The 11,601-nt window shown below is 50.6% G+C and carries 8 protein-coding genes; 5 read left to right on the top strand and 3 right to left on the bottom strand.

Annotation, left to right across the window (positions count from 1 at the left end; translation table 11 throughout):
• Window positions 1-48 precede the first annotated feature (48 nt).
• Window positions 49-561: an RNA polymerase sigma factor gene (locus F0P93_RS16185; protein WP_114407740.1), complete on the bottom strand. Its 513-nt coding sequence runs from the start codon at window positions 559-561 to the stop codon at window positions 49-51.
• 504 nt (window positions 562-1,065) lie between these two features.
• Here F0P93_RS16185 and F0P93_RS16180 point away from each other — a divergent pair.
• Complete coding sequence (locus F0P93_RS16180) at window positions 1,066-3,282, top strand: TonB-dependent receptor (RefSeq protein ID WP_229315730.1); 2,217 nt, start codon at window positions 1,066-1,068, stop codon at window positions 3,280-3,282.
• A gap of 105 nt (window positions 3,283-3,387) precedes the next feature.
• Here the strand turns inward: F0P93_RS16180 and F0P93_RS16175 are convergent, their stop codons facing one another.
• Entirely contained in the window at window positions 3,388-4,218 is an 831-nt protein-coding gene (locus tag F0P93_RS16175) for a Rossmann-fold NAD(P)-binding domain-containing protein (RefSeq protein WP_150877707.1), read from the bottom strand.
• Window positions 4,215-5,642: a serine hydrolase domain-containing protein gene (locus tag F0P93_RS16170; RefSeq protein WP_150877705.1), complete on the bottom strand. Its 1,428-nt coding sequence runs from the start codon at window positions 5,640-5,642 to the stop codon at window positions 4,215-4,217. Before F0P93_RS16170 ends, F0P93_RS16175 begins: the two co-directional genes overlap by 4 nt.
• Before the next feature lie 304 nt (window positions 5,643-5,946).
• Between F0P93_RS16170 and F0P93_RS16165 the strand changes: the two genes are divergently transcribed.
• The 4 genes from F0P93_RS16165 to F0P93_RS16150 all read left to right on the top strand — a co-directional run bounded on the left by F0P93_RS16165 (window position 5,947) and on the right by F0P93_RS16150 (window position 11,339).
• A complete protein-coding gene (locus tag F0P93_RS16165) occupies window positions 5,947-6,693 on the top strand; it encodes a hypothetical protein (RefSeq protein ID WP_150877703.1) in 747 nt (248 codons plus the stop codon).
• Window positions 6,694-6,799: 106 nt separating this feature from the next.
• Window positions 6,800-7,582: a hypothetical protein gene (locus tag F0P93_RS16160; protein WP_150877701.1), complete on the top strand. Its 783-nt coding sequence runs from the start codon at window positions 6,800-6,802 to the stop codon at window positions 7,580-7,582.
• A gap of 120 nt (window positions 7,583-7,702) precedes the next feature.
• A complete protein-coding gene (locus F0P93_RS16155; protein ID WP_150877699.1) occupies window positions 7,703-8,323 on the top strand; it encodes a response regulator in 621 nt (206 codons plus the stop codon).
• Window positions 8,324-8,336: 13 nt separating this feature from the next.
• Window positions 8,337-11,339, top strand: coding sequence for a sensor histidine kinase (locus F0P93_RS16150; RefSeq protein WP_150877697.1), 3,003 nt, complete (start codon window positions 8,337-8,339; stop codon window positions 11,337-11,339).
• Window positions 11,340-11,601: the final 262 nt, after the last annotated feature.

The raw sequence follows: 11,601 nt of genomic DNA, 5'->3' as shown, positions 1-11,601 counted from the left end.
CTTAATTCCTTTAGTCTTTACTCTCTTGTCTATCCTCTTTACTCTAGCTCACGCCTGATACGCGTAAACTTTCAATTTATCTTTCAGCTCTTTACGAGCGATGTGGATGCGGTTTTTAACGGTTCCGATGGGAATGTCCAGACGGGCAGCGATTTCGTGGTATTTAAAACCCCGGAAATGCATCATAAACGGTGTCCGGTAGGTATCATCCAGTGCATTGACGGCCCGGTTGATGTCGTCCTGTGCAAAAGACGAGTAGGCCGTATTGTCAGTGCTACTTTCCATCGAATTGATGTAGTGCAGATTGTCCGTCGTGTCGATGAACGTGTTTTTCCGCACCATTCTCTGGTAGTTGGTGATGAAGGTATTTTTCATGATGGTATACAACCACGCTTTCAGATTCGTACCATCCGTGTATTTATCGCGGTTCGTAAAAGCCTTCAATAAAGTGTCCTGCAATAAGTCGTTTGCATCTTCAACATCCTTCGTCAAACGCAGAGCAAATGGCTTCAGCGACTTTGAAACTTTGCCGATGTTGTAGGTAAATTCAAGTGCTGTCATGATCTATAAGTCGTTTTTTGTTGAATCAATTCTGTATATCCAGTAGACAACAATGTAACCAAATCTCATTTTTTTTTGATTGATTAACGACCTATCCATTCAACACACTGAAATACAGTATTTTACATATACTGAATCGAGCAGACGGGTAATCATGCCAAACGATGTCAAGGAACGAACTGTAGAAAAAACGCCCCAGTGTGTGGAATCGCACACCCCAGTTTGTTTAATCTTTCCCAAAAATAGTTAAACAAAACTTACAAACAAGGTTTTTCCCTACTTTCTCCACAATTGATTTGAAGGTATAGTACCGGAATTCCCCCTTTCATGTGTTGCAACAAAGTTGCAAAAAATGTACTTTTGTTGCGCTCATAAATTTGTAACTATCTGAAAGTGAATCATAATCATCACAGCATTCTTAGCATAGTACTTACATTTCTGTTGGTGTGCATTTTACGCCCCACTTTTGCACAAGACCCCTGCGATTGTTTTATTAAAGGCGTCGTGCTTGACCGGGAAAGCCGCCAGCCTATTCCCGGCGCGGCTGTTTTTATCAAAGAATTGCAGAAAGGAACCGTTACCGATGCCAGCGGCCACTACCGGATCGAACCCTTGTGTCAGGGGACCTACACCCTCATTAGCCGCATTCTAGGGTATCAGGAAGTTGCCCAATCAGTTGTTCTTGTCCACACCTCCGAACAAACTGTGCTGCTGACGGAGGATGACATTCACTTACAGGATGTAAACGTGACCGCACAACGCGCCAACGCCCTCACCAGCCAGACCATCTCGCAACTGGAAGGCAAGGCTCTCGACCAGACCCGCGGTCAGTCGCTGGGCGATGCGCTCCGCACCATGACGGGCGTGACTACCCTCCAAACCGGTTCGTCGATCACGAAACCGGTTATTCACGGCATGCACAGCAACCGCGTGCTGATTCTGAACAACGGCATCCGGCAGGAGGGCCAGCAGTGGGGGTCGGAACACGCGCCGGAAATCGATCCGTTTGTGGCCAATCGCCTGACCGTGATCAAGGGCGCTACGGGCGTACGGTTTGGCTCCGATGCCATCGGGGGTGTCATTCTGGTCGAACCAGCCCCTCTGCCCACCCTTAAAACCGTTCACGGCGAACTGAATCTGGTGGGTTTTACCAACGGGCGGCAAGGCGTCGCATCGCTGCAAACCGAAGGCGGTTTTGGCAAAGGGTTCGGCTGGCGGGTGCAGGGGACGCTGAAACGGGGTGGCAACGTTCGCACCCCGAATTACTTTCTGGATAATACCGGCATTTCGGAGCAAAACTTCTCCGGGTCGCTGGGATACCGCTCCACCCGGTTTCGGTCCGAACTGTATTACAGCCGGTTTTCTACCAAACTGGGTATCTTTTCCGGTTCACACATCGGCAGCCTGACCGACTTACAGACGGTTCTGGAAAACGGCGAACCGCTGATCAAATCCGGCTTCAGCCACGCCATTCGCCGACCAAATCAGCAGATTGCGCATGATTTACTGAAATGGCGAACCGACTGGAAACCGGCTTCCGGCGGTGAACTGAGCCTGACGCTGGCCCGTCAGTTCGACGACCGGATGGAATATGATTTGCACCGCCCCAAAAACGATTCTCTGGCGGCTTTGAACCGCCCCGAACTCCGGTTCCGGCTCACGACCTACACCGGCGATCTCGTTTTTGAACACAAACCCGTTGCCAATAAACTGACGGGGAGCCTGGGCATCAGCGGTTTTTACCAGTACAACATCATGAACGGGCGGCCGCTGATACCGAACTTCCGGACTTACAACGCCGGACTTTTCTGGATTGAAAAACTGAAAGTCAACCGTTGGGAGTACGAAGCCGGACTTCGCTACGATTACCGGCACATGCAGGTGTTCCGGTATGAAAGACAGGTGCTGGAAAAACCGTTATTCGTGTTTCAGAATTTTTCGGGAACGTTGGGCGCGACGTATTCCCTGTCCGACCAGTGGACCACCCGTTTCAACGCCGGAAGCTCCTGGCGCGCGCCCAACGTCAGCGAATTGTTCAGCGACGGGGTCCACCACGGCGCAGCCGCTTACGAACTGGGCGACCGCTCACTCCGGCCTGAGGTGGCTTACAACCTGAATCTGAGTACGGAATACACCGGCAAAAAAGTACAGGCTGAGATTGGCTTTTTCTACAATACCATTCGGAATTATATTTATCTAAAACCGCAGGCCGAACCGATCCTGACTATTCGGGGCGCATTTCCATCCTTTAAATATACCCAAACCGACGCGCTTTATGCCGGGCTGGACGCCAGCGTTCAGGCGATTTTACTGCCTAAACTGAGCGGAACTTCCAAGTTGTCGTTGCTGTATGTGCAGGATTTGGTGCTCGATCAACCGGTTGTGATGACACCGCCTAACCGTTGGGAAAACGGTCTTCGGTATGATGTAGGCAAGTGGAACAAATTGCAGGAGGTTTTTGTGGGCGTCGGAAATCTGTGGGTCGCGCGGCAAAACCGCGTTCCGGCTAACAGCGATTTTCTGCCTCCGCCCCCCGCCTATTCGCTCTGGAACCTGACCGCCGGTTTTGCGCTCCCGGTATCGGCCCATCATCAGATTGATGTGGGCTTCACCGTGACGAATCTGTTCAATACCGTGTACCGCGATTACCTGAACCGGTTTCGGTATTACGCCGATGATCCGGGCCGGAATGCGTCGGTGCGGCTGAAATGGAAGTTTTAGGTATTCTGCCCCTGAATCCCCTAAAGGGGACTTTTAGCATCTTGGTTAAGCGGTGTCCAAGTCCCCTTTAGGGGATTTAGGGGCAGAAAGCAAACTTATGTTTACTTAAGGGGCGTAATAAAACGCCAGCGGATCAGGATATTGAAAAGAATACCCTATTGTCTTGATCAACTTTTCCGGGCTGATGATTTTAAACGGTTCTGGTTCCGACGGTTCTGCAAAGGTCGGGGTTTCGTAGCCAAAATCGTCGCAGTTCTTCCGGTATACCGCTTCGCGCGTCGGGTGTTCGGGGGATACCACGCTGAAGGTTTGGCCCGGCTGCGGATGGTTAATCAACGCCCGGATCACGCCAATGCCATCGTCTCGGTGAATGTAATTGACAGGAACCGAACCTGTTGTCAGGTCTTTTTTCCCGGCCACATAACGCCCCGGAATGCGGTTGTAACCCAGCAACCCGCCAAATCGCAAAACCGTTGAGTTGCCCAATCCTAGAATGAGTTGCTCGGCTTCGACGAAAGCCGGAGCCGCGGCCTGATCGGGCGTTACAACATCGTCCTCAACCACGTCACGGTTCAGATCCGGGTAAACGGAGGTCGAACTTACATAGATTGCATACGGTAGTTTCGCTCCCGACTGGCGCAAGGCATTGACCACCGCCTGAATCTGCTGCGGATGAAACCCATCGCCCAGTTTGCCAGCTTTGGGTGGAATGTTGATAATCAAAACGTCTGTATCCAGAAAATCAGCCAGATCGTCGCCCGCCGGTTCTGGATTGAAATGTAATTCGTAGGGTTTGATCCCCACTTTCCAGAAACCCGGCAGTTTATCTTTGGACGTCGTACTGCCTTTCACGATGTAGCCCTCATTCAGAAACGACTCGGCCAGTGGAAAGCCCAGCCAGCCACAGCCTAAGATACTAATGGTTTCGACGCTCATTTGGTGTTTTGTTCAGCAAGGTTGAGAAATCCGGCGGTTAGTTCTTCGATGGGTGTCTGGCTGTTGGTCAACAGGATAACGGCGGTTTGGCGCGACGGATTGAAGGCGACGTACGTCACAAAACCACCCGTTCCGCCCTGGTGCCAGAACCAGGGGCGGGGCGTTTCGGTTCGCCGGTGCCAGCCCAAACCGAGGGTCGTGGTTCCGTTTACAAAGGTCGTTTCCTGCGTTTTTTTCATCGCTTCCGCGATCTTTTTGGGTCCTTCTCCCAACTCCGCTTTTACGAATTGAAACAAGTCGTTGACCGACGAGCGAATGCCGCCTGCGCCCACCAGTGCCTGAAACTCCCAGGATGAAGCCGGGTTTCCTTTCCCATCATAACCCTGCGCGAATACTATTTTATCGGCCTCGCTCAGCGTAATCACGGTATGCACCATGCCCAGCGGTTTGGCAATCCGCTCCTGAATCAACGCTTCGTACGATTTCTTGTTCACCGTTTCCAGAATCGTGCCCAGCAGCCCGACGGCCAGATTGGAATAGTCGTATTCTTTGCCCGGCTGACGCAATAAGGCAGCGGTTTTGAGATACGTATACAGCAATTTCCGGTCGTAGTGTTTGTAGGGATTGGTCACATCCGTAGCCGTCGAAAAGAGGTTGGTCGGCAACCGGGGCAAACCGGAGGTGTGGTTAGACAAGGTTTTGAGCGTCACCGGAACCCCATCTTTCTGCAAAGCCGGAATCGAATCGGGCAGGTATTTGCTCAAGGGATCATCCAACTTGACCAGTCCGCGCTGAACGGCATCAGCCAGAAGCGTCGCTGTGAAGGTTTTGCTGATCGAGCCAATTTCAAAAAGCGTGTTGGCATCCGGAATACGACCGTTGCCTTTGGCGGTTTCGCCATAGCCGTAGGTAAACAGGCTGTCGTTTCGCAGAATGCCAAGGCTCAGGCCGACGGTATTCTGCTTTTTGATATACGACTGGGCCACCGCATCGACCTGTTTATCAAAAACCGTCCGCAACGGATTGCTGGTTAAAACCGGCGCGGTTTTGTCGGCGACATCGGCTTCGTAGGGCTTGAAAAGGAAGGTATAAATTTTACCGGCGTTATCCCGGCTGATGTAGAAGTCGATCAGGCCGTTGTCGAAAACCGCTTTGTACCGCGCAACGCCGTCTTTCACACTTCTTCGCTCCGCAGATTGCCACCGGCCCAACTGCGCTTTCAATCCCTGCGAAATCTGGGTAAACTGGGTGGCCGAAATCTGGACGTGAAACGCTTCTCCCATCAGGGCATACAGCGAGTCGGGTTGCTGAGCATTCAAATACCGTTTGGAACGCTCCGTGAGCGAGTCGAGGGGGGCGGTTTCGGGCGTTTGCGCCACCGCCGACCAGGTAACCAAAAAGAGAAAAAAGATGCCGTATTTCATAGAAAGAGGACGTAGAATTGCCAAAAATAGCGCATCCGGGCGATAACGCTGGAATAGGGGTGGGTATGAATTCGTTGAATAAAAACCAGTAGTAGCCAAAATGCTATTTTAATGACATTCGAGACACATTTTGAATCAAAACAATTAGCTATACAAAAGCCAATAAACGGAAGAATCATCTTTATTTTAAGAAAACTATTTGCTTTTTACGGTCCGAAAACTATATTCACAAACAAATCTATCTTAATGGCCTATTATAGCAATCTTTATAAGTTTATAAACCCACCGTAACGATTTATTAAGGATGGAAGAGGAAGTGGCGCTAATACCGGGCATTTACAACTATTGCGATTCGTGGTGTGAACGTTGCCCGTTTACGAAACGGTGTCAAAACTTTGCGTTACAATATCCCGACGGACTGAAGCAGCCGAACATGGACGCGGAAACGCTGGTGAAACGGCTCATGGAAACGCTGGAACTAACCAAATCCTACGTTGACAAGGCCCGTCAGCAGCGGCTTTTGCCTGAACATCGGGCCGTTGAACAGGAAACGAAAGCCGTTACATTCCAAACGGAAGGATCGGTTCGGAATCCGCTGACGGTCTTGTGTGACGAGTACCTGCGCCAGACGGCCAAATGGCTGAAACAGGAAAAAGATCTGCTCGAACAGGCCGGTCACCAACAAGCCTTTGAAACGAATCTGGGCTTACGGACGGAGGCCGAAGCAACGGCGTTGCTGAAAACGCTGAAAGACGCCTGGGAAACCCTCAAATGGTACCGGACGCTGATTCCGGTCAAAGTGGTCTCGGCTTTGCAGATCAACAACGGGATGACGCCGGATGCGGTTCTGAGGGCCTATTTCAACGGAAAAGCGAAACTGGTGCTGGTCAGCATCGATTATTCGCTGAAAGCCTGGCATACCCTGCTGGAAAATTATCCCGAAAAAACCGATGATGTGCTGGACATGCTGATTCTGCTGGATCGCATCCGGCAGCAAATGGAAACCGCCTTCCCGGAAGCCCGGCATTTCCGGCGACCGGGGCTGGATTAACCGGTTGCTCATTCCTGCTTCACAACCCGCCGAATGTCGCACTTGTACAATACCGGCACCGGGCAGACTGCTACTTTTGAATCGTTCCATCAACTTCTGTATGACGATGAAAAAGCTGGTATTTCTGTTTTCCCTGGGTGTTCTGAGTGCTTTAATAGCCGACGAGCCGGTTCGCAAACTCAATGGCGCTTACCGCCAGACGCGCTACAAATTCGGTACGATGACCGAGTGGCGCACCCGTGATTCGGTCACGGTGATCAAAGTTTTTAAAGATGGTTACTGGTTTGCGGGCTGGTATGACGACAACCGGCGCGGACGAAAGGCCTTCGATGGCGTCGGCGGAGGTACGTATGAGTTGAAAGACGGCAAATATCTGGAGAAAATCGCCTACTACTCCTGGGATTCGACGGCCGTGGGCAGCGTACTGGCCATGGATTATCAGGTTGATTCAAAGGCATTTAAACAAACCGGTTTTCTAAACTCTGAGAAATATAAAAACTACGAAGTCAGTGAAGTTGACGAGCGAATAACCCCCAAAGAACCCCTGAAAAACAACGGACTGGAAGGCGTTTGGCTCATGCAGGAAGGAACCTGGGGCAAAACCCGGCTGGGTGAAGGGCCGTATAAAGGCATTCAGGTGGTGAAAATCTTCAGTTATCCGCTGGTCGTGTATGTGTATTATAATCCCAAAACCGGCCAGTTTAATGGAGCAGGTGCCGGAACGTATCAGTACGATGGGAAGGTTTTGACCGAAACCAATGAATTTTTCTCCTGGGATGTGAGTCAGAAGGGCGTGAAGAACGAATTTAAGGTTACGAAACAAGGCGATACCTACCAGCAGGAAGGCTGGAAAGGCACGCTGCGGGAAGTATTCGCCCGAGCGAAGTAAAGCATCCCCACTTTAGTGAAGGTCAACTTGTAAAAGTAAAGTTTTTTACTGTATTTGATAGACATTATAACCTGCCTATCAATGCCTTAGGCTGTATAGTTATTCCTTCCTATCCTGACTATGAAACACATCCTCATTGCCGACGACCATCGGCTGTTTGCCGAGGGACTACAGTTTATGCTCACCTATTCCGAAGCGTATCAGATTGTCGGTATCGTCTGCAATGGGAAGGATGTGTTGCCGTTTCTTGCCGCGCATCCGGTTGATATTTTGCTGCTGGATGTTCAGATGCCGGGAATGTCAGGTATTGAGGTGACCCGGCAAATACGCCCGAAATTTCCGGATTTGCCAATCCTGACCGTGTCAATGCAGACCGATTATGCTTCGGTTCGGGCCATGTTCGATGCCGGGGTCAACGGTTTCTGTCTCAAAAGTGCCGGCCGCGACGAGCTGCTTCAGGCCCTCGACCGGGTGAGCCAGGGCCTGGTTTTTCTGAGTCCTGACTTAACGACCGTATTGACCCGCGTGGCTCCTCTGCCTGCTACACCGGAACTCATCCATTCCCTCACTCCCCGCGAAAACGAAATTGTTCAGTTGTTAATCGAAGGGTACAGTAATACCGACATTGCAGAGCAGCTATTTGTCAGTCCACGAACGGTGGAAACGCACCGGAAAAATATTTACGCCAAACTTGCCATTCACCACATCACGGAACTCACCACATTGATGCTAAAAAAATAACTTCTCTGACGGTATGCGAGTCCGGCATCTTTGTTTCGTGCTGTTTATACTGGCGACGTTTGCCCAGGCACAACCAAACAGGTTTACACACCTGACAGTCGGTGACCTGAATGCGGAAACTTCGGTTAGCCTTATTCATCAGGATCGGCAGGGTTTTCTGTGGGTAGGAACGATGAATGGCCTGTTTCGCTACGATGGGCAGAATATGGTTACGCATCGAAACCATCCTCAGAAAGAGAACACCCTCAATCACAACCTTGTGTCGGCGCTGGTCGAAACTGGTCAGGAGCTTTGGATTGGAACCTGGGGTAACGGGAATGTTGTAAACCGGCTGAATAAACGGACGGGGGCCATCAGCCGCATCCGATTGGTCAGGGACCTTAACCCCGCCTACAGTACGGCCCTAACGCTGCACGATGGTTCCATACTGATCGGTGGTGCCAATAGTATCTGCCATTTTCTTCCCGGTTCAGCCCAACATGATGTATTAGCCAGCGAACGGGTTAGCTCATTTTGGGAAGATGCTGACCACACTGTCTGGGCAGCGAGCCAGGATGGGAAATTGCTACATATCCGGGTTGAAAAGCCACGATTGGTTTTGCTGGATTCACTACGTTTTAGCCATAGCATCAACACCATTGTTCCTGATAAACAGGGGCGTGTCTGGTTTGGTACGGATAAAGGGCTGCAACAATGGCGGGGGAAACCCCAACCCATACCCGATGCGCTGAGAAATAAAGCAATTACCTCAATTTGTGCCGCCTTTGATGGAAGCTTATGGATTGGTACGCAAAAACATGGTCTGTTTCGGTGGGATTCCCAAACGAATAGAACCGATCACTTTGTAAGTGATGAACGTCCTAATAATCTGCACAGCAACGTTATTCAACACGTATTCGAAGATCAGTCTCATTTGCTCTGGATTGGTACTGAAAAAGGGCTTTATTTTACCGATTTAATCCCTTCGCCTTTTCAACAAATCCCGTTTGCCGACTCGCAAGGCAATGATGGCTTACCGCTGTACGAAGATACCAATGGGATACTCTGGGTTGGCGGGCAGAATTTTGTGTGGCAATACGACCGCCGGACGCAACGGTATTTGCCCGATAAAATTCCTACCACACGCACCACGCAGATTATTCCGAACAAGGATGGGAACATCTGGATAACCGCACTTACGGCTCAGAAGGTTGGTCCGTACCAGCCAAACCAGAAACCCCAGGTTCTGGAGCGGCTGATCGAATCGCCCCAAAAACCCGTTTATAAACCTGGCTTTTTCGTTATGACAACCCTCGAAGATAAAGCCCACAACCAATGGTTTGGCATGTATTTTCAGGGCGTTAGCATGCGTGAACCATCGGGTCAATGGCACCATTACGGGAAAGATGTCATCGGCGGTATTGCCGTAAGCCGGATCATACAAGCGCGCGATGGTACCATCTGGATTAGTAAATGGGATAGCGGTCTATCGCATTTGACGGGAGGAACCTGGCAAAAACCGGAATTTGAGCATTTTAGGCCGAATCAGGATAAGACGAAAGATACAATTGGCACGACTGCCCTGAGCTATTCCGTTGCCAGCGATCTGATGGAAGACCGTAACGGTAACATCTGGATCGCAACCTTTGGCGGAGGTATCAACGTATTGAATCCTAAAACAAAGAAAATCCAGATTTTTACGGAAAGTGATGGCTTACCCAGTAACTCCGTGCTGACCGTGCTGGAAGATAACCAGGGAATGATCTGGCTTAGTACGCTGAATGGGCTAGCCCGGCTCGATCCACAAACCCGTCGATTTGTGACCTATAAAACCAAGGATGGCTTGCCTTCCAATACCTTTCTGTTTTTTGGTAAAGCTAAAAATGCAAAAGGGGAGCTTTTCTGGGGCACAAACGGGCACATCGTTGTGCTTGACCCCAAAAAACTTACCCAGACTATAAATCACGCCCCGGTTTACCTGACCGACCTGAAGCTATTCAACCAATCCGTAATCCCATCAGCCGACGGTATTCTCAACCATCAGTTGATGTTTACGAACCAAGTCCGCGTTCCGTACAGCCAGGCCATGTTGACCCTGGACTTTGCGTCGCTCTTTTATCGAAACCCGACCCAGGTACAATATGCTTACCGGCTCAAAGGTTTTGATGATACGTGGAATTACGTAAGCAACCAACGAACCGCAACCTACACATATCCCACCCCCGGCTCCTACGAGTTTCAGGTGAAAGCGAGTCTGGACGGCCAAACCTGGACTGAACTTGTCCATCCGTTGACCATCGTTGTCGAACCGGAATGGTATCAGACCCTCTGGTTTCGGGCCGGTATGTTACTGCTATTGCTCGGTGGATTGCTGGGGCTTTATCTCTACCGACTTCACATTCTCCAGCAACGCCAGAAAGCCGAACTGGCCGTGATGACCCGCACCCAGGAAACCGAACGAAAACGTTTCGCGGAGGATCTGCACGATGGATTGGGGGCGAATCTGTCATTACTCAAATTATACCTGAATATGCTGGGAGACAGCAAAGTTCCGGTTATCGAACTCAAACAACGTTCTGAAAACCTGATTAATGACTCCCTTGACGACCTCCGTCGACTGATTCACGACCTCAGCCCGCGCACCTTAGCCAGTATCGGGCTTGTGAATGCGCTTCACGAACTAGCCCGGCGCGTCAACGCCACGGGTAAACTGGAAGTGGCATTTCAGGCAACCGGTTTTACTGAAAAGCTTGAACACTCGCTCGAAATCCACCTGTATCGGATGGTGCAGGAACTGCTCCAGAATGCGCTGAAACATGCTCAGGCCAGTCACGTTTCCCTCACGCTATCCCGAACTCCGGACGGCATTCAGCTAACTTACGAAGATAACGGCATTGGGTTTGATGTGGCACAGGCCACCAGCCGAAGCAATGGCCTCCAGAACCTGCGGCACCGCGCTCAACTCCTTGGCGGACGGTATGAGGTTATGTCAGAATCGGGTCAGGGTACGCAAACCCATATCGAAATTCCGGTCTAATAAGCCCCTTCTTCTAATTCCTCCCCAAAATACCACACCTGTGGTAGGTGAATATGCCGCGATTGCGGTATGGTATAACGTCACACTTTGGCAGACCTTTGATCCTAACGATCAGGCCATTATGAAACCACGAATCAACAGCTGGGGCTGGAAAATCATGTTATTGGTGTCAGTCTTCGCTGTATTGATTGCCATGCTGAGCCTGTTGTTCATCGTCTGACACCGGATCAAGCCATTGCCAGAATACCACGAGTCCCGTAAA

The sequence above is a fragment of the Larkinella humicola genome (assembly GCF_008727875.1).
GTDB lineage: Bacteria > Bacteroidota > Bacteroidia > Cytophagales > Spirosomataceae > Larkinella > Larkinella humicola.
The sequence above is the reverse complement of the archived record's forward strand: the minus strand, read 5'-3'. Positions and strand labels throughout refer to the sequence as shown.

Bases quoted from the DNA above. Each gene is read 5' to 3' on its own strand.
- F0P93_RS16185 (WP_114407740.1), bottom strand. From the start codon at position 561: ATGACAGCACTTGAATTTACCTACAACATCGGCAAAGTTTCAAAGTCG.
- F0P93_RS16175 (WP_150877707.1), bottom strand. From the start codon at position 4,218: ATGAGCGTCGAAACCATTAGTATCTTAGGCTGTGGCTGGCTGGGCTTT.
- F0P93_RS16170 (WP_150877705.1), bottom strand. From the start codon at position 5,642: ATGAAATACGGCATCTTTTTTCTCTTTTTGGTTACCTGGTCGGCGGTG.
- F0P93_RS16165 (WP_150877703.1), top strand. From the start codon at position 5,947: ATGGAAGAGGAAGTGGCGCTAATACCGGGCATTTACAACTATTGCGAT.
- F0P93_RS16160 (WP_150877701.1), top strand. From the start codon at position 6,800: ATGAAAAAGCTGGTATTTCTGTTTTCCCTGGGTGTTCTGAGTGCTTTA.
- F0P93_RS16155 (WP_150877699.1), top strand. From the start codon at position 7,703: ATGAAACACATCCTCATTGCCGACGACCATCGGCTGTTTGCCGAGGGA.
- F0P93_RS16150 (WP_150877697.1), top strand. From the start codon at position 8,337: ATGCGAGTCCGGCATCTTTGTTTCGTGCTGTTTATACTGGCGACGTTT.